The following is a 24,243-nucleotide window of genomic DNA, read 5'->3' as shown; positions in this document are numbered from 1 at the left end:
CGACGCGTATCAACGCAAACGATGCGTTGCACAACGCTTACTTACCGCCGGCCTCCGGCACGAACTTGGTTAGCTGTTTGCTGGTCGCTGCAGTGCCGAAGTTGAAGCGGCTGTAGCCGGCGCCCCAGTACAGCGCACCGTTCGCAATCGCTGGCGAGCTGATCACCGATCCGGTGGCATTGTAGTTCCACAGGGTGGCGCCGGTGTCGGTATCCAGTACGACCATGTTGCCCGCCATCGAGCCGGCGTAGAGCAGGTTCGGCGACACGGTCAGCGAGCCCTGACCGCCAGCCGGTACAGTTGGTTTTACGCGGTTTATGCCAGGCACCTTGACCTGCCATACGATCTTGCCGGTTGCTGCATCCAGCGCGGCCCACGAGCCGCCGTTGTGGCTGCGGCTATTGTCCGGGCCCAACGTGTAGGTGGCGTTGCCACTATTGTTGATGGCGACGTAGACGCGCGACTTGTACGGGTCGAACGCGGTGCCCCACTCGATGCCACCAGTAGTGCCGCCCGGGCCGACCTGGGTGGACCACACCTTGGCGCCGGTCTTGGCGTCGAAGGCATAGTAGATGCCCCTCTTCTGCCCGGCACCGACCAGCTGCTGCGGCTTGCCGTCGCGCCACACGGTAAACAGATTGACACCAGCGCCGCCGAAGTCGTAATCGGGCCCGGTCAGGTTGGTTGCCTGGGTGTTCGGGCACAGGCCATTGGTGGGCGCGACGATGCAGGAGAGGTTCCAGGCGTCGTAACCCTGCGCGCGATCAGCCCAGACCAGCTTGCCGGTATCCAGATTCAGCGAGACCACCGAATCGACGTAATTGTCCGGCGCCATGCAGTTGAGTTCGTCTTGTACGGTGAGTTCGCTACCGCGATAGGCGCGCGCATTCGACACGCAGTTACCGACGCCGGCAGGAATGTTGTAATTGTTGCCGGTACCGAAATACAGGCGCCGGCTGATCGGGTCGATGGCCACCTGGCCCCACACCGATGCGCCGGTATAGCCCTTCGGCACGTTGTAGAACTGCCACACTTTCTGGCCGGTGTTGAGGTCCACCGCCACGACACTGCCGCGGAAACTGAAGGTATGGTTGGCCGCCAAGTTGCCCCAGTCGCCGGAGGAAATGCCGACATAGATGCGGTCGCCGTAAATGACCGGCGAGGAGGTGATGCGCGCTTGCGGATTAGCTTCTACCGAGGTCTTCCACAACAGCTTGCCGGTCTTCTTGTCCAACGCCAGCAAGGTACCGGCGGCCTGGTCGCCGACAATGATGCTCTTGGCGCTGATGGCCGGGGTGTTGCGCGTCACCGAGCTCGCATTGCCGGTGTAATCGGACAGCTTGGCCTGCCAGTTCGGCTTGCCGGTCTGGGTGTCGACGCTATACAGCGTGCCGCCCCAGTCGGGTACGTAGAGCGTTTCGCCTTCCACGCTTGGCGTGGCCGAGATGTCGCCGGTGGTGGTCAGGGTCCATGCCGGTTTGAGCGTCTTGGCAGTGGTGCGATTGATCTTCCACTCGCCCGGCGCGAAGCGCTGATTCAAGTAGCCGCCGCCGGCGGTGGTCCAGCTGGTGGGGCTTGCGAACGGGAGGGCGTTGCCGAAGCTTCGCCAGACCTGGCCGGAGCGCGCGAATGCCTGGGTATCCAGGGACGACACCGACTGTTGGTCGGTTGTGGTGCCGGACTGGGCGAAAACCGCTGCGCTGGCGAGCAGGCAGGGCATGAGCGTCAAATTGCGAAACCGCAAACGGCGATTGGAATTGGTCATCACGGCATGTCCATAGATGGAAGGAAGTACAGGATCCCCTCGGATCTGCCGAGGGAAGATGGCTGATTGCGGCGGCCATGCAACACAGACGAGCCGCCGTGTTCACTGAACGGTAGGTTCCGTTGGCATCCGGTGAAACCAACTCAGAAAATTTGCGTTCAATGTGTTCGTTATTCGCACAAATGATGATGATTCATCTTTGATTTGGATTGATGCGATAGAAAAAATGATTCGTGCAGGCGGCGACGCATTTGCGTGGAAATCGGATGTTTGCAAAAAGTAACCAGGAAATTTTGCGCCACCTTAGAGATGTCTGAGACGAGGGCGCGCGCGTACCCTCGTCCGCCCCGCAGGGAGAAAGGAAGACGCTCTTTGCAAAGGTCGTTTCAGTCATCGAAGCAGATACGCATGCAATGTGGGGAACGGCACCGTGAAAGCGTGCACATCAATTCTGCGTTATGTGCTTTCATGCCGTGGTGGTGCTTACTGTGGCGTCACTCTCAGCGAGTCCGCAATCTCGGTGCACAAGCGGCAGAGTCGTTACGCAACACACAACACGTCACGCCCGTTTCGGCGCACGCGCAGCATGCTGCGCTGCAGCGGTATCTACCAGCGCCAGTTTTGTTGTTGCATCCTGCACCACGTCGGTCGCGGTGGCGTCCACATTCACCGCCACCACATCCGCTTCGTCCAGCGGCAACTCCAGGGTCTGTAGCTGGCTGTCGAACAGCATAGGTGGCATGAAGTGGCCGGCGCGTGCGCTCAAGCGTGCGGCGATGACGTGCGGTGCCGCGTGCAGGAACACGAAGCGCATCGGCACGCCGCTGCCGCGCAGCAGTTGACGATGGGCGCGGCGTAATCCGGAGAACGCCAGCACTACCGATTGGCCAGCGTGCACGCAGTCGCGCAAGGTGGCAGACAACAACTCCACCCACGGCAGTCGCATCGCGTCGGTGAGCGGTTGACCGGCGGCCATCTGCGCGCGCGCTGCCACGCTGTGATAATCGTCGGCGTCCAAAAAACGGAAGCCGTAATGCGCTGCCAAGGCCTGCGCAATGGTGGTCTTGCCGCTGCCCGATACACCCATCACCACGATGGCTAAAGGCGAAGCGGACGCGGGCGTGGCGGGTGCGGCAGTCTCCATCACGTCAGGTCATATCTCTGGATCGATTCGGCACGTTGGCCGATTTCACGTTGGCGGCAGCCGAGGCGTGGTGTAGCGTCGGCGCTCCGTGCCAAGTGAGCGGGCACCCAGCGTAACGGTGTGCTCGGCCAGGTACAACGCATCCTAAGGTCTGCTGATGACGTCATCGCCTGCAACGTCTGCCGCATTGGCGCGCCTGCGCTGGCGCGAAAAACTGGGCTACGGCGCCGGCGATCTGGGCCTGAATCTTTACTGGGCGAACATCTCGGCGTTTGTGCTGATCTTCTACACCGACACCATGCATCTGCCGGCGGCGGCCGTGGGCACCATGATGTTGCTGACCAAGATCGCCGATGCGATTGCCGATCCGGCGATGGGCGCATGGGCTGATCGCACGCGCAGCCGCTGGGGCAAGTTCCGTCCGTATCTGTTTTGGGGCGCAGTGCCCATGGCGGTGACCGGCGTGCTTGCCTACACCACGCCTGCGTTGGATCAGACCGGGCGCATGTGGTGGGCCACGATCAGCTTTTTGGCGATGATGCTGGCCTATACCGTGGTGAGCATTCCGTACTCGGCATTGTCGGGTGTGATCGTCGCCGACAGCAGCCAACGGACCAGCCTGATCAGCCTGCGCTTCATCGCTGCGTTCGCCGGCACCACGTTGGTTAATTACTGCACGCTGGATCTAGTGGCCTGGTTCGGTGCCGGCAACGACGCGGTGGGTTGGCAGCGCACGATGCTGCTGTACGGCGCGGTGGCCGTTGCGCTCTTGGTCACTGTTGCCTTGACCACGCGCGAGCGCGTGCAACCGCCGCCGCAACAACGCACGCCGATCCGCCAGGACATCGCCGACCTGCTGCAGAACAAGCCCTGGTGCGTGCTGTTCGTGCTGTCGCTGATCATCATTATCACCATTGTGATGCGCGGTGGCGCGGGCGTGTACTACCTCAAATACTACGTGCAGCGGCCTGAGCTGACCGGCTTGTTTCTGGGCGGGTATTCGATGTCGCTGGCGGTGGGTGCGGCGGTCACGCCATTGCTGACGCGGCATTGGGAAAAGCGCCGTTTGATGACCCTTCTGATGGCGGTGGTGGGCGTGTTGAGCTGCCTGATGTTCTTCGTTCCTGCCGATGCGGTGTGGGCGATCTTCGCGTTGAACATGGTGATCGGTCTGGCGCTGGGCCCGAAGTCGCCGCTGGCATTTTCGATGTATGCAGACAGCGCCGATTACACCGAATGGCGTACCGGCCGGCGCGCGACCGCTATGACGTTTGCGGCGGCGACGTTTTCGCAAAAGCTCGGCGGCGCGCTGGCGTCGGCCGGCATCGCTTGGGTGCTGGCCGGTATGGGCTATGTGGCCAATAGCGCGCAGTCCGATGGGTCGTTGACCGGCATCGCGCTGCTGCTGACGGTGATCCCTGGGGCGGTCGCGCTGCTGGCGGCCTGCACCATGCGTTTTTATTCGCTGGATGATAGCTTGTTGCGCCGCATCCAACAGGAACTGGCCGCGCGCAAGTGCGACGAACCGGAGCATCCCTGACCGTGTCCGCAATGCCCACGACGGCGTTCGACGATCTGCCCACATTGATGGCGCCCAGCGCCGACGGCGCGCGCTACGCGCTCTATTGCCCGACCACAATGCCCAATGCCGGCTTTTTATGTCGTGGATGCATCAGTCCGGCGGCTATGAGGCAGCGTTGGGCGGCATCGTGTGCCGCAGCCTGGCACCGTATCAAAAGGTGGACGATTAGAGCGTGTTATGAACTTTGCCCTTGTCACGCTAACGTATACGGATGAAGCCTCGTAAGCCTTATTCCACCGATATTTCCGACGAAGAATGGGCCTTTGCGGCTCCCTATTTGACGCTGATGGACGTGCAGGCACCGCAGCGCAAGTATGAGCTACGCGCGATGTTCAACGCACTGCGGTGGATCGCGCGCGCCGGCGCACCATGGCGATTGCTTCCCAACGATTTTCCGCCCTGGGAAGCGGTGTATCAGCAAACACAGCGCTGGCTGCAAGCGGGCTGCTTTGAGGCCATGGTCAGTGATCTGCGCTCACTCTTGCGTGTGGCGCAAGGGAAAAAAGGCCAGCCGAGCGCGGTCATTTTCGATGCTCGCACGCTGCAGTCCACCTGCGAAAGCGGGCCGCGTGCTGGATACGATGGCTATAAACGCAAGAAAGGCAGCAAGGTACACATGGCCGTCGATACGCTTGGACATCTGCTCGCTGTCCAGGTGACGCCGGCTAATGAGCAGGAGCGCGCGCAAGTCCGATCGTTGGCACAAGAGGTACAACACGTGACCGGTGAAACGGTCAAGATCGCCTTTGTTGATCAGGGCTACACCGGTCAAGAACCGGCGCAGGCGGCCACGGAAGAAGGCATTGAGTTGCACGTGATCAAGCTGCAAGAAGCGAAAAAAGGCTTTGTCTTGCTGCCGCGCCGTTGGGTTGTCGAGCGCAGCTTCGGATGGGCCAATCGTTTCAGACGGCTGGCACGCGACTACGAGCGATTGCCGGAAACCTTGGCCGGTTTGCACTTCGTCGTCTTCACGATCCTGATGCTTGGAAATGCAGCCACCCTCTTTCAAAGTTCATAACACGCTCTAGGTTCGTCAGCGCGATGTCGAGGACTGCACCTTCCTGCTGCATGAGCAGCCGCCGGTGGCGTGGGATGCGCAGCAGATGACATTCGAAGGCGAGGGCGGTTTGCATGCGCGCTCTGCTGTGCAGGCCGAACAATTGGGCAACCACAACGCGCATTACGGGACGTCCGCCGCTGCTTTGCAATATCGCTTTAGCTTGGAAACCGATGCGGCCGGTGTGTATCGCTTCGCGCTCGGGCCGGCAAAGGAAGATGCACAAATCGCCGCACTGCGCGCGCGTTATCTGTCGGAAGAAGGCTTCGCTCAAGCCGCACGCGACTATGCGCAGTATCTGCAGGCCGGTCGTGGCTGCGTGCAAATCGCCACGCCCGATGCGGCGTTGGACAATCTGGTCAACCACTGGTTGCCGCGTCGAGTGTTCTATCACGGCGATGTCAATCGCCTGACCACCGATCCGCAGGCGCGCAATTATCTGCAGGACCATATGGGTATGGCCTATTTGCAGCCAGCCACCGCGCGTGTGGCGCTGCTGCATGCGCGATCGCAGCAGGAGCCCGGCGGCGCGATGCCGGACGGCATCTTGTTGGTGAAAGGCGCCGAGTTGAAATACATAAACCACGTGCCGCACACCGATCACTGCGTGTGGTTGCCGATCTTTCTGAGCGCGTATCTGGCCGAAACGGGCGATGTGGGCGTGCTCAATGCGCTGGTGCGCACCCACGATGGGCAGACAGGCAGCGTGGCCGAGCGTCTGGATGCGGCGATGCAGTGGTTGCTGGACGCGCGCGACCTGAGCTTCATCGCGCAGGGCGATTGGTGTGATCCGACGAACATGGTCGGTTGGCGCGGCAAGGGTGTGTCCGGTTGGCTCACCGTGGCCACGGCATACGCGTTGCGGCTGTGGTCCGGGATCTGCGAAGTGCATGGACGCAGCGCGCAGGCCGAGACGTTTGGGCAGGCAGTTGAGACGGCCGATACCGATGCCAATCGCGAGCTGTGGGATGGCAACTGGTATGCGCGCGGCATCATTGAGTCGGTACCGCGGTGGAGGTGCTGGTGGACGGCGCGTCCTGCCCGGAGCAGCGTATAGACGCCATTGTCGCAGGGCGTACATATCGGGTGCGGGTGCAGGTGCGTTTGCCGGGCTGAGGGTTTATCTGGTTGATGGAGCCGGGACCCCTCGCGCGCCCCTTCGGACCCCCCGGGGGAGAGGAGGGATGCAGGCAGTCGTGATTGCCAGCCGGTCCCTGGCAGCCAGCAGTTGATGAACAGCAGCCAGCAACGGGCAAATGGCCGACGTATCGGCTACATCGCCTCCTTCTTCCGTGCGCGGAGGAAGGTGCCCGAAAGGCGGACGGGGGCGGCGAGCTGATAGTTAGCGTGGTTTGCTTCCCGCTTCCCGCTTCCCGCTTCCCCACTGCGTAAACTCCCAGTTCGCATTGGCCCAGGAATGTCCATTGGTGTCGAGCTGGATCCTGCTGCTGGTCTCCGTCGGCTACGCCGCGCTGCTGTTCGGCGTGGCGTGGTGGGGCGATCACCGGCCTGTGTATCCGGAGCGGCCGTGGTTGCGGCCGGCGGTCTACAGCCTGGCGCTGGCGGTGTACTGCTCGTCGTGGACCTTCTACGGCGCGGTCGGTTCGGCGGTACGCAACGGCATCGGTTACCTGCCGATCTACCTGGGCCCGCTGCTGCTGTTGCTATTCGGCTGGCACATCATCGAGCGGCTGGCGTTGATCGCACGCGCCGAAAACACCGTCTCCATCGCCGATTTCATTTCTTCGCGCTATGGACGTTCGCGGCGCCTTGCTGCCCTGGTGGCGGTGATCGCGCTGGTCGGCATCGTTCCCTATCTCGCCCTGCAGTACAACGCCGTGGCGATGAGCCTGGAGGTGTTGACCGGCCATAGCAGTGCCGGGCGCGGCATCTTTGCCGACCCGGCGTTGTATGTAGCGCTGTTGATGGCCTTGTTTGCAATCCTGTTCGGCACCCGCCAGGTGGATGCCACCGAGCACCATCACGGCATGATGCTGGCGATTGCGCTGGAGTCGGCGATCAAGCTGGTCGCGATCGTGGCAGTGGGTCTATTCGCCTGGATGCGGTTGGGCGATCGCCCGCTGCATATGGTCGATTCGGCGCGCACCTTGTTCGCGCGCACGCCGTCGGTCGGTTTTATTTCGCAGACGCTGCTGAGCTTTCTGGCAGTGATCTGTCTGCCGCGCCAGTTCCAAGTGGCGGTGGTCGAATGCAGCGATGCCGGCGACATCCGTCGCGCACGCTGGTTGTTCGGTGCCTACCTGGTGATCATCTCGGCGATGGTGGTGCCCATCGCCTCGGCCGGCGTGGCCGTGTTCGGCAAGGGCAGCGCGGTGCTCGACGATGCGGTGGTACTGGCGTTGCCGCTGAGCCAGGGCCATACCGTGCTGGCATTGGTGGCCTATGTAGGCGGGTTTTCGGCCGCCACCGGCATGGTGATCGTGGCGAGCATCGCGCTGGCCACCATGGTCAGCAACGACCTGGTGATGCCGGTACTGCTGCGCCGCCGTGGCAGCGCCCAGGCGCGCGCAGCGGCGGCCTCGCGGGTGTTGTGGATTCGCCGAGTCGCCATCGTGTTGCTGGCGCTGATCGCCTACGCCTACCACCGCAGTGCGGCCAACGACACCACGTTGGCGGCGGATGGGCTGATGGCGTTTGCGGCAGTGGCGCACTTCGCGCCGTGCTTGATCGGCGGGTTGTACTGGCGCGGGGCCAGCCGCAAGGGCGTGGAGACAGGCATGGTGCTCGGCTTTGCGACCTGGATTTACACGCTGTTGCTGCCGGCCGCCACGCGTGCGGGTTGGATGCGGCCGGAGTGGTTGGTGGACGGGCCATTCGGCATTGCCTGGCTGCACCCGCAGCACCTGTTCGGCACGCGCGGCTGGGACCCGCTGGCGCATGGCACGTTCTGGTCGCTGTTGATCAACGTCGGCACGATGCTGCTGGTCTCGGCGCGCTGGCGCCCTGGTGTGGACGAGCACTTGCGCGCGGCACCGTTTCTGGACCCATACGCGCAGCGTCCGGCCGTGGCCGGCGACTGGCCGGGGCATGTGCGCGTGGCCGATCTGCAGGCGCTGGCCGAGCGTGTGGTGGGGCAGCGACATGCGCATCGCGCCTTTGTCGAACAGGCATTGCTGCTGGAACGCGAACTGCAACCCACCGTGGTAGCCGATCGCGCCTGGGTGCAGTTCACCGAACGCCTGCTCGCCGCGTCGATCGGCGCCGCCTCCGCGCGTCTGGTGCTGACCAGCCTGTTGCGCAGTTCGGGTATGCAGTCGGGCGAAGTGGTGGAGGTATTGGACGAGGCCGGCCAGGAGCTGCGCTTCAATCGCCAGATCCTGTCCACCACGCTGGAAAATATCAGCGCGGCGGTCAGCGTGGTCGATCCAGAGATGCGCCTGACCGCATGGAATCGCCGTTACCAGCAGTTGTTCAGGTATCCCGATGGCATGTTGTATGTCGGCCGCCCGGTGGCCGACCTGATCCGCTACAACGCCGAGCGCGGCGAATTGGGCGAAGGCGATATCGAAGATCAGATCGATCGCCGCATCCGCCACATGCGTGCCGGCTCGCCGCATGTGTTTGAGCGTACTCGCAGCGATGGCAGGGTGATCGAGATGCGTGGCCAGGCATTGCCCGGCGGCGGTTACGTCACCAGCTACAACGACATTACCGACTACAAACGTGCCGAACGCGCGCTGTTGGACGCCAACGAAAATCTGGAACAACGCGTAGCCGATCGTTCGCGCGAAGCGGAGTTGGCGCAGCAATCCAAGACGCGCTTTCTGGCGGCGATCAGCCACGACGTGTTGCAGCCGCTCAACGCCGCGCGGCTGTTCGCTTCGGCGTTGCGCGAGAGCCATCAGAACAACGAAGAACAGCGCCATCTTGCCGAACGCGTGGATGCGTCGCTGCGTGCGGCCGAAGAATTGCTCGACGGTCTGCTCGACGTCTCGCGCCTGGATGCCGGCGGGATGCGGCCCACGGTCGAAGACTTCGATGCCAGCGCGCTGATGCACGAGTTGGCCGCGCAGTACGCGCCGGTGGCGGCCAGCCGCGGGCTGGGTCTGCGGGTGCATAGCCGCCCATGGTGGGTGCGCAGCGACCGGCGATTGCTGCGCCGGGTCATGCAGAACTTTCTTGCCAATGCGCTGCGCTACACGCGTCAGGGCCGCATCGTGCTGGGCATGCGCGGGCGCGGTGAGCAGGTGGAGCTGCAGGTGCGGGACACCGGCCCCGGCATTCCCGAGCACCATATGCGGCAAATCTTCGAGGAGTTCCGCCGCTACCAACAGCCATTCGATTGGGGCGAGCAGGGTTTGGGGCTCGGCTTGTCGATCTGCCAACGCATTTCGCGCCTGCTCGATCACGATTTGAGTGCGCGCAGCCAGGTCGGCCGCGGCAGCATGTTCTCGATCCTGTTGCCGCGTGTGGCTGCGGTGCAGGTAGCGCCGGTGCCTGCCACGCGCGTGCTGCCCAGCGGCGATTCGTTGGCTGGCCTGCGCGTGCTGTGTGTGGACAACGACCGCGAGATTCTCGACGGCATGCGCGCGTTGCTCGGCCGCTGGCAAGTGGAGGTGATCACCGCCAGCACCGTGGACCAGGCATTGGAGCGTGCGCGCCAACAACCGGACCTGATGCTGGTGGACTATCACCTGCACGACCGCCTCGATGGCCTGGACACGCTGGACGCCGTGCAGGCCGCCGCAACGGCGCCGATCGCTGGTGCCTTGCTCACTGCCGATGGCCGCGACGAACTCAAGCAACTGGCGCGTGCGCGTGGCTATCGTTTGCTGACCAAGCCGATCAAACCTGCCTCGTTGCGTGCGTTTTTGAGTGCGCATCACGATGCAAAAAAGCGCTGACAAGTGCTCACCGCCGAATGCATCGCAGGAGCGCTGGCGCGCCATCAAGCGCGCTACCTCTACAGTGCTTCGTGGCGCGCCGACGCACTCCTACGGTAGATGACGCCTACGCCGCGCCGCTGAGGTGTTCGTAAAGGATGACGCTGCCTACGATGACCAGAATCAAACCGCCGAGAATCTCGGCGCGTTTGCCGATCAGGTTGCCGAGCGCGCGGCCCAGCATCACGCCTGCGGTGACCATGCTGAAGGTGCACAGGCCGACCACCACCGCCACCACACCGATGTGCACATCGAGAAAGGCCAGACTCACGCCAACGGCCATCGCATCGATGCTGGTAGCAACGCCGGTCGTGGCCATGGCCAGCAACCCGTGCCGTTTGGGCGTGTCCGATGCTGTGTCCTGACCATCGTCCGGTTCGTCGCGCAGCCCGGCCACAATCATGTGCGTGCCCAGCGCGCCGAGCAGCACGAAAGCGATCCAGTGGTCGTAGGCAACCAAATAGCTGGATGCGGCGCGCCCCAGCAACCAACCGATGACTGGCGTGATCGCCTCGATGCTGCCGAAGATCAAACCGGCACGCAGCGCATCGTGCCACTGCGGTTTGCGCATCGCTGCGCCCTTGCCGATCGCCGCGGCAAACGCGTCGGTGGACATCGCAAAACCGATCAACACAATGGAAAAAGGAGACATCGACACTCTCGGGTTGGGCACTGACACAACGACATGCGCCCGCGCCAACCGTCGTCGTGCACGCATGCCGCTGGTCTCGCCAAACCGAAATTGGTTGCCTGCACCACGGCGCAATGGCCGAGCATGTTGATGCAGGCGCTTTCGATGGACGAAAGCAGGCTACTCCCCAAGGGGCGCGCAGTGTACCAACGTCAATCCGTCATCGGTGCGTTTGCACCGCACGCGAAGGTCGGTCTGATCTTTATAGCATCGGCTATTGCGGCGCCCGTTTTACGCTGTTTTCCCCTGCATAAGGCGTCAATACTCGGCAGACGCGCCCTTGTAATCAGTGCGGCACTCCACGCTGGATCACGCAGCGCTGCACGTAGAAGACCGCTCAGCAAACAGCAACCGACACGCGAGTCAACCACCCAACGCGCGCGGCGGGTGATACATCAACCCGTCGGAAATTTCGGCTGTCGCTGCGCATAGCGCCTGCAATGCCGCATGCGGGTTGACCAGTTCCGGGCGACGTTCGATGAAGGGCACCGTCAACGTGTAGGTGGCACTACCGTGCTGCAGGATCGGCGCGGTCAGGTCGACCACACCCACCACCGCCTCGCTGGCATGCATCGCATAGCCATCGTCGCGGGTTTGCTGCGCATCTTTCACGAACTGCGCGCGGTCGTAGGCCGCCTCGCTGGCATCGAGCGTCTCCAGCCAACGCGCCTGCACGTCCGGGTGCTGAAACGCGAACAGCACCAGCCCCGAGGTGGAATGGGCCAGTGGGCGACGATGCCCAGGGCGCACCACCAGACCCAGATCGCTGGGTACGTCCATCTGCGCGATCACCACGATCTGGTCGCCCGACGGCGCCACCAGGTGGCAAGGCTGGCAGATCGCATCGGACAACCGCCGCATCACCGGCAACGCGGCCTGGGTGACGTTCTGCACCTGCGGCTGTTGCATGCCGAGCATGAACAGACGGTTGGTCAGCACGTAGTCGCCATCGGCGTCGCGCATCAGGTAGCCGCGTTCTTCCAGCACCTGCAGCATGCGGAAGATCTCTCCGCGCGAGCGGCCCATGCCATGCGAGATCGCGCCCATGTTCATCGGCCGCGCGTCGCGTGCTAGCAGTTCAAGGATGTCCAGCCCCTTGTCCAGGGCCGGAGCGCGGTACTTGGCGGGTTCGGTGCTCATCTGTTTGCGGCTCCACGCAAGGTGCGGCGCGCCAGGGTACAGGCATCCCGGGCAGGGGTGCGGTGTTGTCGTTTCGTGCAAATATGAACAAAGATTTTATATTTGCATGGCACCAGCGCGCGCAGTACGCTCGCCGCACAGCAACGCAAGCGCCACAGCCTTGGGAGGGGATCGGTCGCATGCATCACAGTGAGATTGCCACGTCACCGCGCGGCAACCTGGCGCGTACCGCCATGGTTCCCCTGTTGTTGATCGTCAGCCTGTTCTTCTTGTGGGGCATGGCCAACAACCTCAACGACATTCTGATCAAGCAGTTCAAGAAGGCCTTCGAGCTGACCGACCTGCAGGCAGGATTGGTCCAGAGCGCGTTCTACCTGGGTTATTTCGTGTTCGCGATGCCGGCGGCGATGTTCATGCGTCGCTACAGCTACAAGGCGGCGGTGGTGCTGGGGCTGCTGCTGTACGCGTGCGGCGCATTCTTGTTCTATCCGGCCGTGCAGGTGCACACCTACTGGCTGTTTCTGCTGGGCTTGTTCGTGATCGCCAGTGGCCTGGCGTTCCTGGAAACCACCGCCAATCCGTTGGTGACCGTGCTCGGCCCGGCCGACGGCGCGGCACGGCGTTTGAACCTGGCGCAGGCGTTTAACCCGTTGGGGTCGATCACCGGCGTGCTGGTCGGCCAGCACTTCATCTTCTCCGGTGTGGAGCACCCCCCGGCCGAGCTGGCGACCATGGAACCGGCGGCGCGCGCTGCGTTCTTCGCCACCGAATCGGCTGCGGTGCAGACGCCCTACCTGGTGATTGGTGGAGTAGTGGTGCTGTGGGCGATCCTGATCGCGCTGGTGCGCTTTCCCACCGGCGGCGCGGGTGTGGGCGATGCTGCGCCCAAGCGCGCACGTTTCGGTGAGCTGCTGCGTAACCGCCTGTTCGTGTTTTCGGTAGTGGCGCAGTTCTTCTATGTGGGTGCGCAGGTGGGCATCTGGAGCTACCTGATCCGCTATCTGCAGGATGCAGTGCCCGGCACGCCGGAAAAAACCGCAGCCACCTACCTGACCATTTCGCTTGTGCTGTTCATGGCCGGGCGTTTCATCGGCACCGCGCTGTTGCGCTATCTGGCGCCGGCCAGGTTGCTGGCGAGTTTTGCCTCGATCAATCTGGTCTTGTGCGCGGTGGCGATCGCGCTGCCGGGTTGGACCGGGCTCTATGCGTTGGTTGCCGCAAGCGTGTTCATGTCGGTGATGTTCCCGACCATCTTTGCGCTGGGCCTGGACGGCATGCATGACGACGCACGCAAGCTCGGCTCTTCCTTGCTGGTAATGTCGATCATCGGTGGTGCGTTGCTGACCGCGGTGATGGGCGCGGTATCGGACATGGCCGGCATACATTGGGCGATTGCGGTGCCCGGCGCGTGCTTTGCGGTGATCTTGTCGTTCGCGTTGCGCGCGCCTCGCGCGGCGCCTGTGGTTGCAGGAGCGTGAGCATGCGGCGTCTGTGTTATGTGCTGGATCTGCACGACGATCCGCAGTTGATCGCCGAGTACGAGCGTTGGCACCAACCCACCGAGGTGTGGCCGGAGGTGGTGGCATCGTTGCGCCAGGCGGGGATCTTGGAACTGGAGATCTTTCGCAGCGGCGATCGGTTGGTGATGTTGATGGAGGTTGGCGCCGATTACGATCCTGCCGCCAAGGCAGCGCGGGACGCGGCCGATCCGCGGATTCAGGCGTGGGAAGAATTGATGTGGCGGTTTCAGAAGCCGTTGCGTGGGAGTTCGCCGGGGGAGAAGTGGCGGGAGGCTGAGCGGATTTTTGCGTTGAGTGAGGCGGTGGCGGTGCGGGAGGACTCTGCTGCCTAGATGGGTCGGCAGGCCGGGTGGCTATGCGTATCACCGGATTGGCTGTTGAGACGTCGTTTGGTTGGTAGACGCAGACGGGGTCATTATCTGATCGCAACCCAAGCTGGATAACGCCGCATGGTGGCTGCACGGCTGTTTGTACGGTGCGTCATCGGCCAGCGTGATCTGGATCGTGGGCGCTACGTGCGGAGGCCGCTTCAGTGGCAATGCGGCAACAAAGCTCATCGACGCTGAAGCCGCCTCTCCAAATTCTGTGCTTCAAGGCTGTGCGATGCGTTCGATTACACCTTCGCCGCTGCCAGGTCTTCCACCCAGAAACGGCCGTCGGGGTAGCGGAATTCTGCGATGGAAGCGGGGTGCATTTCTGCCGAGAAACCTGAGACTTCCGGTGCCAGGTAGCGGCCGTGCTGGATGCGCACCGGGTCGAGGAAGTGTTGGTGCAGGTGGTCGACGAATTCGATGGCGCGGTCTTCCATCCTGCCAGTGATGGCGACGAAGTCGGCCATGGCCAAGTGCTGTACCAGTTCGCACAGGCCGACGCCGCCAGCGTGGGGGAACACGCGGACATTGAACTTGGCGGCGAGCAGCAGGATGGCGAGGTTTTCGTTGACGCCGCCGACGCGTGCGGCGTCGATCTGGATCAGGTCCACCGCACCTGCTTGCAGCAGCTGCTTGAACACCACGCGGTTCTGGGTGTGCTCGCCGGTGGACACCGGCACCGGGGCGATGCCCTGGCGGATGGCGGCGTGGCCGAGGACATCGTCCGGGCTGGTGGGTTCTTCGATCCATGCGATGTCGAATTCGGCCAGCTGACGCATCCAGTCGATCGCCGGGCCCACGTCCCAGCGCTGATTGGCATCCACCGCCATCGCAATGTCCGGGCCGATCGCTGCGCGCGCCAGGCGGCAGCGGCGGATATCGTCCTGCACGTTGGCGCCGACCTTGAGCTTGATGGTGCGGAAGCCGTCGGCCACCGCTTCCTTGGCCAGGCGCACCAGTTTCTGGTCGGAATAGCCGAGCCAGCCGGGCGAAGTGGTGTAGGCGGGGTAGCCCTGTTCGATCAGCGTGGCGATGCGTTGCGCACGCTGCGGTTGTGCATCGCGCAGGATGGTCAGCGCTTCGTCGCGGGTGAGCGCGTCGGTGAGGTAGCGGAAGTCGATGGTGTCGACCAGCTGTTCCGGGCTGAGTTCGGCGATGTAGCGCCACAGCGGTTTTTTCGCAGCGCGTGCGGCCAGATCCCAGGCGGCGTTGATCACCGCGCCGATGGCCATGTGCATCACGCCCTTTTCCGGGCCGAGCCAGCGTAGTTGCGAATCGTTGGTGAGCCGGCGCGCGAAGGCACCCAGATCGGCGATGACGTCTTCCACGCGCAGGCCGACCACGTGTTCGGCCAGTGCCGCTACTGCGGCGGTCTGCACATCGTTGCCGCGGCCGATGGTGAACACCAGGCCGTAGCCGGCCAGGTCATCCGGCGCATCGGTGCGCAGCACGACATAGGCGGCGGAGTAATCCGGGTCCGGATTCATCGCATCGGACCCATCGAGCTCGCGCGAGGTGGGGAAGCGGACGTCGTGGGTATCGAGGGCGATGATGGTGCTCATGAAAGTCCTGGGCGATAGAAACAATAAGGCAGGGATTGAAAGCCCCTCCCGTGCGGGGAGCGCGCTTCAGGTTGCATCGCGCGGATGCGCCACCACTGGCTGGCGCTGACGACCCAGGCCTTCGATCTCCAGTTCCATCACGTCGCCCGGCTTGAGGTAGACCGGCGGCTTCTGGCCCAGGCCGACGCCCGGCGGGGTGCCGGTGCTGATTACGTCGCCCGGCATCAGCGTCATGTAGCGGCTGATGTGGCTGACCAGTTCGGCCACGCCGAACACCATCGTGCGGGTGCTGCCGTTCTGATAGCGGTGGCCGTTGACCTCCAGCCACATCGACAGGTGCTGCGGATCCGGCACCTCATCGCGGGTGACCAGCCACGGGCCGATCGGGCCGAAGGTATCGGCGCTCTTGCCCTTGACCCACTGGCCGCCATGTTCGAGCTGGAATTCGCGCTCGGACAAATCGTTGATCACTGCGTAGCCGGCCACATGCGCCAACGCGTCGTCCACCGAGACATCGCGCGCGATATCGCCGATCACCACACCCAGTTCCACTTCCCAATCGCTCTTGACCGAGCCGCGCGGGATGATCACGATGTCGTTGGGTCCGGTCACCGCAGTGGTGGCCTTCATGAAAAGGATCGGCATTTTGGGCACTTCCATGCCCGATTCGGCGGCGTGGTCGGCGTAATTCAAACCGACGCAGATGAACTTGCCGATCTGCCCGACCGCAGCGCCATAACGCACATCGCCTTCGATCAGCGGCAGCGTGGAGACATCCAGTGCGCGCAGTTTGTCCAAGCCGGCTTTGGTGAGGTGCTGGCCGGCCACATCGTCGATCATGCCGCTCAAATCGCGGATGCGGCCTTCGCTATCGATCAAGCCGGGACGTTCCTGGCCGTGGGCGCCAACGCGTACGAGTTTCATGGGATTTTCCTTTGCAGATGAGGAATTGGAGCGGCCGGCAAACGAAGCGCGCGTGCATCAGGTGGGTGTGGACGGCGCACGTAGAATCGAAGCGTAAGAGCGGTCCATGCCGCACCGCACCGGCCACGCCCATCTTGCGGTGAGCGTCATCGTTTCTCTGTCGCTCTCAGTTGGACCAGCCGCCATCGATGATGTGGGTCTGGCCAGTGGTGAACGATGACTCGTCCGAAGCCAGGTACACCACCAGCTGCGCGATTTCGCGCGCCTCGCCCAGGCGTCCCATCGGCTGGCGGTCGGTGAAGTTCTTCCACACCGCTTGTTCGTTGCCACCCAGCGCCTGGACCCGCTGACCCAGCGACGGTGTCTTGATGGTGCCCGGACAGATCGCGTTGCAGCGCACGCCCTGGGCCACGTAATCGGTGGCGATCGCCTTGCTCAAGCCGATCACCGCGGCCTTGGTGACGCCATAGACGAAGCGGTTCGGCACGCCCTTGATGCTGGAGGCGACCGAGGACATGTTGATAATGCTGCCGTGGCCGCGTTCGAGCATGCCCGGCAGCACCGCCTTGCAGGTGTAGTACATCGCATCGATGTTGATCGAGAACGAGCGGCGCCACGCCGGTTCGTCGCAGTCGAGAATGCTGCCCTGGTGCACGAAGCCGGCGCAGTTGAACAACACATCGAACGGGCCGTGCGCAGAGATGAGCGCGGCAATCGCGGAGGCGTCGGTGACGTCGAGCGGCTGCGTGGCGATCGCATCCGATTCGGCGGCCAACGCCTGCAATGCAGCGGCGTCGATATCGGTGGCGATCACCTGCGCCCCGGCGCGTGCGCAGGCCAGCGCGCTTTCGCGGCCGATACCGGCGCCGGCAGCGGTGATCAGGCAGCGCTTGCCGCGCAAGCGATCGTTGGGAGTGGTAGAGATCGAGACAGTCATACCGAAGAGGTTCCATGGGTGGGGGCCGCCGGCCGTGGCAGACGATAGAACGTGCGTGCGTTGTCGCCGAAGATCGCCGCGGCGTGGCCGTCGGCGTGTTGGGTGACCAAGTGTTGCGCGATCTCGAACCACTGCGCGTAATCGGCGCGCTGGGTCAGCACCGGCCAGTCGCTGCCCCATAGCACACGCTGCGGGCCCAAGCGCGCTAACAGATGCGCGACATACGGCTCCAGCGCCTGCGCGCCGGCGCCACGCGCCGCTTCGGTGAGCAGGCCGGACAGCTTGCAATGGACGTTGGGATGCTGCGCCAACGCGGCCATGCCGGCCGCCCAGGCGACGAATTCGCCGGCGGCGATGTGCGGTTTGCCGCCGTGATCGACGACCACGCGCAAGCCCGGATGACGCTTCAAACGCATCTGCAACGCAGGCACATGCACGCTGCGGATCAAGGCGTCGAAGGCCAGATCGTGCGCGAGCAGTGCGTCGAATGCGGCGTCCAATTCGGGCTGGGCCAGCCATTGCACATCGACGATGTCCTGCACCATCGGGCGCAGACCTTTGAGCAAACCACCACCGGCCTGCACCAGCGCATCGATGCGCTCGGGGGCATCGGGCGCGGCGAAATCCACCCAACCAACCACCCCGGCAATGCGCGCATCGGCGCGTGCCAGCTCGAACAGGTAACAGGTCTCGGCCTCGGTCGCGGCGGCTTGCACCACTACGACGCTATCGACATCGGCCGCGTCCAATGCATCGCCGACGTCATCGGGGCCGAAGTCGCGATACAGCGGCGCCAGCTCGGGCGTCAGCCAGCCATAATCGCCACGGGCCAGCTGCCAGAAATGCAGGTGCGCGTCGACGCGGCTCATGGCGTGGGCAGGTCCGCACCGAGCAGGCCGCCATCGCGCAGGCGCTGCCACAGTTCGGGTGGAATCGGTGCGTGCAGGCGCGTGGTGGCCGATTGCACCTCGGCCACGGTACGCATGCCGGCCACCACCGTGGTTACCGCCGGATGCGCGAGCGGGAACTGCAACGCCGCCGCGCCGATGTCCACATCGAACGCCGCGCAGGCTGCGTACAGACGCTGCGCGTGCTGCAAGGTGGCGCCGTCGACGGGCGCGTAGTTGTAGGTCGCGCCAGGGCCGCGTGCATCGCTGAGCAGGCCCGAACTGTACGGGCCTGCCGACAGGATCGCCACGTTACGTTGCTGCGCCTGGTCGAGCAGCGCTCCCGCGCCGTGCTGTTCCAGCAGCGTGTAGCGGCCGGCCAGCATTACGCAGTCGAGCGGAAACCGCGTCAGCACCTCCAGCGCCACCTCCTGCTCGTTGACGCCCAGCCCGATCGCCCCGCAGGTACCGGCCGCCTTCAGCTCCGCCATTGCCGGCAAAGCCTCCTCCAAGGCCTGGCGCAGCACTTGGGCGTGGTTGTCGCCGTGGGTGAGCGCACCGATGTCGTGCAACAGCAGCACATCGATGTAGTCGGTGCCGAGGCGCTTCAGGCTGGCGGCGAACGCGCGCCGCACACCGTCGGCGCTGTAGTCGAACGCGGCGCGGCGGCCCGCCACCGCAAAGCCGTCGTGCCCCGGGGTTGCCTGCGCATCGTCGTAGAGGCAGCGGCCGACCTTGGTCGACAACGTATAGGCCCTGCGCGGCACACCGGCCAGACCACGGCCCAGGCGCGTCTCGCTGAGCCCGTAGCCATAGTAAGGCGCGGTATCGAAATGGCCGATGCCGGCCTGGAACGCGCCAGCCACGGCGTCTAGCGCCTGGCCCTCGTCGACCTCCGTATACAGATTGCCGATCGGCGCCGCACCAAAGCCCAAGGCCGGGAGTTGCACGTTGGTGGTGCCCAGACGCTGCCGCGTAATGTTCACGCGCAGCGCTCCGACGGGGTCACGGTCGCGTGGCGTAGGTGTGCGGAATCTGGAAAGCAGGAGCAGGGCATCGCGACGTCCACCAACCGGCAGGTACCCGTATGTTCGCATATGAATATGGCAATCATAAGTGAACAGATCACGCTGCAGTGCAGCATGGGCGGGTACCTGGGCGGCGACATAAGCGGCCGATCGCCACTCCCTCCCGCCTGGTGGTGAGCGCAGTCGTGCGTTTGTCGCTTTCAGTCTTCTTCGGGCGGCGGCAGTACGATGCCGTCGGCATCGATGGCGAGCTTGCCGGCCATCAGCACCGCCTGGGTGCGGTTGGTGACGCCGAGCTTGCGCAGGATCGCAGTGACATGCGCCTTGATGGTGGCTTCGGACACGCCCAGATCGTAGGCGATCTGCTTGTTGAGACGCCCGGCGCCGAGCATCTGCAACACGCGGAATTGTTGCGGTGTGAGATCGCGCAGGCGCTGGCCCACTTCGCGTTCTTCGCTGTCGGTGGGCGGCAGGTTCTGCGCCTCGGCCGGGATCCAGCGCTCGCCATCGAGCACCGTGGCCAAGGCGCGACCAATGGTGTCCGAATCGGCGGATTTGGGAATGAACCCGAACGCGCCATGGTCGATTGCACGCCGCATCACCGTAGGCTCTTCGCGCGCCGACACCACCACCACCGGCAACTGCGGATGCAACGAACGCATGTGCACCAACGCACTGAATCCCTGCGCGCCCGGCATATTGAGATCCATTAACAATAGATCGGCATCCGGTTGCGCATCGGCCAAGGTGTACAACGCATCCACCGTGTCGGCTTCGAACAGCTGCACCCCCGGCATCACGCGCTGCACCGCCCCGCGCAGAGCTTCACGGAACAAGGGATGGTCGTCGGCGATCAGCAGGGTGGGCATTTGGGGGGGGGCCGGGATTTGGGATTGGGAATTTGCACAAGCATGGGATTTGGGAGCCGGCATTTGCAAAGGCACGGGACTTGGAGATTCACGCGTTGAGATTCGCCAAAGCAGGGACAAAAATGTTATCGGCCTCAAAGTTGCCAGCCAACAATGCAGATGAAAGCGCGGCGTGATCAACCGATTGGAAACCTGCTTTTGCCAATCCCCAATCCCAACTTCCCAAGCCCGGCTCTTCAGCGCGTTAGTCGTTCTCTCACCAGCGAGTCCACCACCGAGGGATCGGCCAGGGTCGAGGTGTCGCCCAGTTGATCCGGGGCGTTCTCGGCGATCTTGCGCAGGATGCGGCGCATGATCTTGCCCGAGCGGGTCTTGGGTAGGCCCGGAGCCCACTGCAGGCGATCGGGCGAGGCGATCGGGCCGATCTCCTTGCGCACCCAGCTCACCAATTCCTTGTGCAGTTCCTCGCTTGGGGTCTGGCCAGCGATCAGGGTCACGTAGGCGTAGATGCCCTGGCCCTTGACGTCATGCGGGAAGCCGACAACTGCCGCTTCGGCGACCTTCGGGTGTGAGACCAGCGCGCTTTCCACTTCGGCGGTACCGATGCGGTGGCCGGACACGTTGATCACATCGTCCACGCGGCCGGTGATCCAGTAATAGCCATCGGCATCGCGGCGGCAGCCGTCGCCGGTGAAGTAGCTGCCCGGATAGGTGTGGAAGTAGGTGTCGATGAAACGCTGATGGTCGCCGTAGACGCTACGCATCTGGCCCGGCCACGAATCCAGCAGCACCAGATTGCCTTCGGTGGCGCCTTCCAGAATCTTGCCCTCGGCATCGACCAGGGCCGGTTGCACGCCGAAAAACGGTAGCGTTGCCGAGCCGGGTTTGAGATCGACTGCACCAGCCAGCGGCGAGATCAGGATGCCGCCGGTTTCGGTCTGCCACCAAGTGTCCACGATCGGGCAACGGCTGTCGCCGACCACTTCGTAATACCAGCGCCAGGCTTCCGGATTGATCGGCTCGCCGACGCTGCCAAGCAGGCGCAGACTCTTGCGCGAGGTTTTCTTGACCGGCGCTTCGCCATCGCGCATCAGCGCGCGGATCGCGGTGGGCGCGGTGTAGAACAAGCTGACCTGATGCTTGTCGATCACGTCCCAGAAGCGCGACACATTCGGGTGGTTCGGCACGCCTTCGAACATCACCGCGGTGGCGCCGTTGGCGAGCGGGCCGTAGACGATGTAGCTGTGGCCGGTGACCCAGCCCACATCGGCGGTGCACCAATAGATGTCGTCCTCGCGCAAGTCGAACACCACTTCATGCGTGTAGCTGGCAAACAACAGATAGCCGGCAGTGGTGTGCAGCACGCCCTTGGGCTTACCAGTGGAACCGGAGGTGTAGAGGATGAACAACGGGTCTTCGGCGTTCATGCGCTCGGGTTCGCACTCGATCGGCTGGCCGTTGACCACATTATGGAACCAGCGATCGCGCGGCGCCTGCATGTCCACCGCACCACCGGTGTGACGCACCACCAGCACTGTTTCCACCGTGTTGGTGGCGAGATTTTTCAGTGCTGCATCAACGTTGGCCTTGAGCGGAATCTTCTTGCCGCCACGCAAACCTTCGTCGGCGGTGATGATCAGCTTGCTCTGGCAATCGATCACGCGATCGGCGATCGAATTGGCGGCAAAGCCACCGAATACCACCGAGTGCACTGCACCGATGCGTGCGCAGGCGAGCATGGCCACGGCCGCATCGACGATCATCGGCAGATAGATAGTGACCCGGTCGCCTTTCTTGACGCCAAGGTTGCGCAGCGCATTGCCGAGCTTGCAGACGCGCTCGTACAACTGACGATAGGTGACCGGGTACGACGCGGCATCCGGGCTGTCGGGTTCGAACAACAACGCGGTCTTGTCGCCGCGGGTGGCCAGCTGGCGATCCAGGCAATTGACACTGGCATTGAGTTCGCCATCGTCGAACCAGCGGATATGGAAGTCGTCCAGCGCGAAGCTGACATCCTTCACGTGGGTGGGCTGCTTGAACCATTCCAGCCGCTGCGCGGCCTTGCCCCAGAACTGCTCGGGGTGTTCGATCGACTCGCGGTACAGCGTTGCGTACTGCTCGCGCGTGACGCGCGCATCGGCGGCGAACGCGGGATCGACGGGATAAACATCAGCCATGGCACCCTCACTTGCGATGAACTTGTCGGGAGAGGGCGTTGTTGCTGCCCTCGGTAGACGATCAGTGTGCCGCATCCATTCTGTCCCGGCAGTCAACGGCCTCTTAGACCATGGTCGTAACCAATCCAGCGGGGCTGCGCACATACGACCAAAGGCGAATAGGCTCCGAAGCGCGAACTGCCTCAGGCTCCGTACTGCATCGCCATCAAGCGCGAGGCCTTCATTGGGGAGAGGGTTTCATGAAACACCGTACTGCACCGATGGTGCGCCATCCGTTGGCGGCTGCCTTATGTGTGGCCACCATCCTGCCGGGCGTGGCGTTGGCGCAAACGCCCAGGGAAAGGGCGCTGGAAGCGCGCATTGCCGAGCTTGAGCGTCAGGTCTACTTGCTGGTGTCCGCGCAGCAGCAACAGCAGAGCCAGATTGCCCAGACGCAGACCCAGGTCAGCGAGGTGCGCAGCTTGCAAGCGCAGGCACCGGCCGCGCCTGTGGTGCCGGCCGGCAAAAAGCCGATCCAGCTGAGCAGCATCACGCCGAACGCGTTGCCGGGGACAACGTTTCGTTTTGGCGGTTTTATCAAGGCCGACTTCATGACCACCCGCACCTCCGACGGTGCATTGCCTGAGGGCGCGGTGGGGCGGTACCTGTACATCCCGACGCAGACGCCGGTCGGTGGACAGGCCTCCAGCACCGACACCGATTTTCATGCCAAGTTTTCGCGCTTCAACCTGGGCGTGGACACGGTCACCGAAAACGGCGACAAGCTCACCGGCTTCATCGAACTGGATTTCTTCGGTAACGCCTTGGCCAGCCAGGTCAATAATCTGTACGGCGGCACTTTGCGCCATGCCTACATGAGCTGGAACAACTGGCTGGCCGGCCAGACCTGGTCCAACTTCATCGATGCCACGATTCTGCCCGAGGCAGCCGACATCGTCGGGCCGACCGACGGGGCGCTGTTCAGCCGTCAGACCCAGATTCGTTACACCCGTGGAGCCTTCAGCGTGTCGGCGGAAAATCCAGAAATCCTGACCACGCCCTACCAGGGCGGCAACACCCTCCTGGCCTCGGACCATGGCGTGATGCCGGACCTGACCGCGCGCTACAACTGGAAGGGCACCTGGGGCACGTTCGGGCTGTCGGCGATCGCGCGTCAGTACCGCACGCGTAGCGCGTTGACCAACGACACCGACTTCGGCGGCGCCATTGCCGGCGGCGGTCGCTGGATCATCAATTCCAGCAACGATCTGCGTTATCAGCTCAGCTACGGCGAAGGTCTTGGCCGCTATCTTGGCCTGGGCAACGGCTCGGATGTGGAACTCGATGTGGACGGCAACATCCACACCGTCACCACCGTGGCCGGCTGGGTGGCGTGGCGGCACGATTACAGCGCCAGGCTGCGCAGCACGATCATGTATTCGCGGGTGGATTACGACCACGCGTTGGCCAACACCGGCGCGTTGGCGAGCGCGTCGCAACAGAGCCTGCGCACCAACATCTTCTATTCGCCGCTGCCCAAGGTGGATGTGGGTGCAGAGCTGATGTATGGCCGTCGCGAAGCCGAAAACGGCGACAGCGGCGATATCTCGCGCCTGCAATTCACTACCAAGTACAGCTTCTAGTTTTCTGCCATTGGCGGACCGTTCCATTCCGGTTGGGCGGGCATCGCCACCTTCGTTTTA

At 63.6% G+C, this 24,243-nt stretch carries 17 protein-coding genes, 1 pseudogene and 1 riboswitch; of the genes and pseudogenes, 7 read left to right on the top strand and 11 right to left on the bottom strand.

Annotated features, from left to right (window positions below; all coding sequences use genetic code 11):
- Positions 1-37: 37 nt before the first annotated feature.
- Positions 38-1,765 carry an outer membrane protein assembly factor BamB family protein gene (locus tag PD885_RS18845; RefSeq protein WP_002809388.1) on the bottom strand — a complete coding sequence of 576 codons (1,728 nt, stop codon included), beginning with the start codon at positions 1,763-1,765 and terminating at the stop codon, positions 38-40.
- 559 nt (positions 1,766-2,324) lie between these two features.
- A complete protein-coding gene (locus tag PD885_RS18840; RefSeq protein ID WP_002809390.1) occupies positions 2,325-2,909 on the bottom strand; it encodes a gluconokinase in 585 nt (194 codons plus the stop codon).
- Between the two features lie 157 nt (positions 2,910-3,066).
- Between PD885_RS18840 and PD885_RS18835 the strand changes: the two genes are divergently transcribed.
- From PD885_RS18835 to PD885_RS18820, 4 genes and pseudogenes are all read left to right on the top strand, one after another.
- Complete coding sequence (locus tag PD885_RS18835) at positions 3,067-4,449, top strand: MFS transporter (protein ID WP_040762720.1); 1,383 nt, start codon at positions 3,067-3,069, stop codon at positions 4,447-4,449.
- A gap of 253 nt (positions 4,450-4,702) precedes the next feature.
- A complete protein-coding gene (locus PD885_RS18830; protein ID WP_002801519.1) occupies positions 4,703-5,509 on the top strand; it encodes an IS5 family transposase in 807 nt (268 codons plus the stop codon).
- 13 nt (positions 5,510-5,522) lie between these two features.
- Positions 5,523-6,563: pseudogene (locus PD885_RS18825) on the top strand (GH36-type glycosyl hydrolase domain-containing protein); the annotation flags it as partial.
- Between the two features lie 409 nt (positions 6,564-6,972).
- Positions 6,973-10,413, top strand: coding sequence for a hybrid sensor histidine kinase/response regulator (locus tag PD885_RS18820; protein WP_002809394.1), 3,441 nt, complete (start codon positions 6,973-6,975; stop codon positions 10,411-10,413).
- 106 nt (positions 10,414-10,519) lie between these two features.
- Here PD885_RS18820 and PD885_RS18815 read toward each other — a convergent pair whose 3' ends face one another.
- Both PD885_RS18815 and PD885_RS18810 read right to left on the bottom strand, forming a co-directional pair.
- Positions 10,520-11,104: a manganese efflux pump MntP gene (locus PD885_RS18815; RefSeq protein ID WP_002809396.1), complete on the bottom strand. Its 585-nt coding sequence runs from the start codon at positions 11,102-11,104 to the stop codon at positions 10,520-10,522.
- 12 nt (positions 11,105-11,116) lie between these two features.
- A riboswitch (yybP-ykoY riboswitch) is annotated at positions 11,117-11,278 on the bottom strand.
- Positions 11,279-11,506: 228 nt separating this feature from the next.
- A complete protein-coding gene (locus PD885_RS18810; protein WP_002809398.1) occupies positions 11,507-12,283 on the bottom strand; it encodes an IclR family transcriptional regulator in 777 nt (258 codons plus the stop codon).
- Between the two features lie 179 nt (positions 12,284-12,462).
- On the opposite strand from PD885_RS18810, the gene fucP reads away from it, so the two are divergent.
- Both fucP and PD885_RS18800 read left to right on the top strand, forming a co-directional pair.
- Positions 12,463-13,761, top strand: coding sequence for an L-fucose:H+ symporter permease (gene fucP / locus PD885_RS18805; protein ID WP_002809400.1), 1,299 nt, complete (start codon positions 12,463-12,465; stop codon positions 13,759-13,761).
- A gap of 2 nt (positions 13,762-13,763) precedes the next feature.
- Positions 13,764-14,135 carry an L-fucose mutarotase gene (locus tag PD885_RS18800; RefSeq protein ID WP_002809403.1) on the top strand — a complete coding sequence of 124 codons (372 nt, stop codon included), beginning with the start codon at positions 13,764-13,766 and terminating at the stop codon, positions 14,133-14,135.
- A 281-nt stretch (positions 14,136-14,416) separates the two neighbouring features.
- On the opposite strand, the gene PD885_RS18795 is transcribed toward PD885_RS18800, so the two are convergent.
- The 7 genes from PD885_RS18795 to acs all read right to left on the bottom strand — a co-directional run bounded on the left by PD885_RS18795 (position 14,417) and on the right by acs (position 22,561).
- A complete protein-coding gene (locus tag PD885_RS18795) occupies positions 14,417-15,736 on the bottom strand; it encodes an L-fuconate dehydratase (protein ID WP_002809406.1) in 1,320 nt (439 codons plus the stop codon).
- 66 nt (positions 15,737-15,802) lie between these two features.
- Entirely contained in the window at positions 15,803-16,660 is an 858-nt protein-coding gene (locus tag PD885_RS18790) for a fumarylacetoacetate hydrolase family protein (RefSeq protein WP_002809408.1), read from the bottom strand.
- Between the two features lie 166 nt (positions 16,661-16,826).
- Complete coding sequence (locus tag PD885_RS18785; protein ID WP_002809410.1) at positions 16,827-17,597, bottom strand: SDR family oxidoreductase; 771 nt, start codon at positions 17,595-17,597, stop codon at positions 16,827-16,829.
- The gene (locus PD885_RS18780; protein ID WP_002809413.1) at positions 17,594-18,466 is read right to left on the bottom strand and encodes an amidohydrolase family protein; all 873 of its coding nucleotides are present in this window, start codon (positions 18,464-18,466) and stop codon (positions 17,594-17,596) included. Before PD885_RS18780 ends, PD885_RS18785 begins: the two co-directional genes overlap by 4 nt.
- Entirely contained in the window at positions 18,463-19,464 is a 1,002-nt protein-coding gene (locus tag PD885_RS18775) for an aldo/keto reductase (protein WP_052032149.1), read from the bottom strand. The genes PD885_RS18780 and PD885_RS18775 overlap by 4 nt, the downstream gene beginning before the upstream one ends.
- A 248-nt stretch (positions 19,465-19,712) precedes the next feature.
- On the bottom strand, positions 19,713-20,381 hold the full coding sequence (locus PD885_RS18770; protein WP_002809417.1) for a response regulator transcription factor: 669 nt from the start codon (positions 20,379-20,381) through the stop codon (positions 19,713-19,715).
- A gap of 236 nt (positions 20,382-20,617) precedes the next feature.
- A complete protein-coding gene (gene acs / locus PD885_RS18765) occupies positions 20,618-22,561 on the bottom strand; it encodes an acetate--CoA ligase (protein WP_002809420.1) in 1,944 nt (647 codons plus the stop codon).
- Between the two features lie 239 nt (positions 22,562-22,800).
- Here acs and PD885_RS18760 point away from each other — a divergent pair, with 239 nt between their 5' ends.
- Complete coding sequence (locus tag PD885_RS18760; protein ID WP_040762721.1) at positions 22,801-24,183, top strand: DcaP family trimeric outer membrane transporter; 1,383 nt, start codon at positions 22,801-22,803, stop codon at positions 24,181-24,183.
- Positions 24,184-24,243 lie beyond the last annotated feature (60 nt).

This window comes from Xanthomonas fragariae (assembly GCF_900183975.1).
Lineage (GTDB): Bacteria > Pseudomonadota > Gammaproteobacteria > Xanthomonadales > Xanthomonadaceae > Xanthomonas > Xanthomonas fragariae.
The sequence above is the reverse complement of the archived record's forward strand: the minus strand, read 5'-3'. Positions and strand labels throughout refer to the sequence as shown.

Coding starts and splice junctions, on each gene's coding strand:
- PD885_RS18815 (WP_002809396.1), bottom strand. CDS start 11,104: ATGTCTCCTTTTTCCATTGTGTTGATCGGTTTTGCGATGTCCACCGAC.
- PD885_RS18795 (WP_002809406.1), bottom strand. CDS start 15,736: ATGAGCACCATCATCGCCCTCGATACCCACGACGTCCGCTTCCCCACC.
- PD885_RS18835 (WP_040762720.1), top strand. CDS start 3,067: ATGACGTCATCGCCTGCAACGTCTGCCGCATTGGCGCGCCTGCGCTGG.
- PD885_RS18830 (WP_002801519.1), top strand. CDS start 4,703: ATGAAGCCTCGTAAGCCTTATTCCACCGATATTTCCGACGAAGAATGG.
- PD885_RS18790 (WP_002809408.1), bottom strand. CDS start 16,660: ATGAAACTCGTACGCGTTGGCGCCCACGGCCAGGAACGTCCCGGCTTG.
- PD885_RS18800 (WP_002809403.1), top strand. CDS start 13,764: ATGCGGCGTCTGTGTTATGTGCTGGATCTGCACGACGATCCGCAGTTG.
- PD885_RS18760 (WP_040762721.1), top strand. CDS start 22,801: ATGAAACACCGTACTGCACCGATGGTGCGCCATCCGTTGGCGGCTGCC.
- PD885_RS18785 (WP_002809410.1), bottom strand. CDS start 17,597: ATGACTGTCTCGATCTCTACCACTCCCAACGATCGCTTGCGCGGCAAG.
- PD885_RS18810 (WP_002809398.1), bottom strand. CDS start 12,283: ATGAGCACCGAACCCGCCAAGTACCGCGCTCCGGCCCTGGACAAGGGG.
- PD885_RS18770 (WP_002809417.1), bottom strand. CDS start 20,381: ATGCCCACCCTGCTGATCGCCGACGACCATCCCTTGTTCCGTGAAGCT.
- PD885_RS18840 (WP_002809390.1), bottom strand. CDS start 2,909: ATGGAGACTGCCGCACCCGCCACGCCCGCGTCCGCTTCGCCTTTAGCC.
- PD885_RS18845 (WP_002809388.1), bottom strand. CDS start 1,765: ATGACCAATTCCAATCGCCGTTTGCGGTTTCGCAATTTGACGCTCATG.
- acs (WP_002809420.1), bottom strand. CDS start 22,561: ATGGCTGATGTTTATCCCGTCGATCCCGCGTTCGCCGCCGATGCGCGC.
- PD885_RS18780 (WP_002809413.1), bottom strand. CDS start 18,466: ATGAGCCGCGTCGACGCGCACCTGCATTTCTGGCAGCTGGCCCGTGGC.
- fucP (WP_002809400.1), top strand. CDS start 12,463: ATGCATCACAGTGAGATTGCCACGTCACCGCGCGGCAACCTGGCGCGT.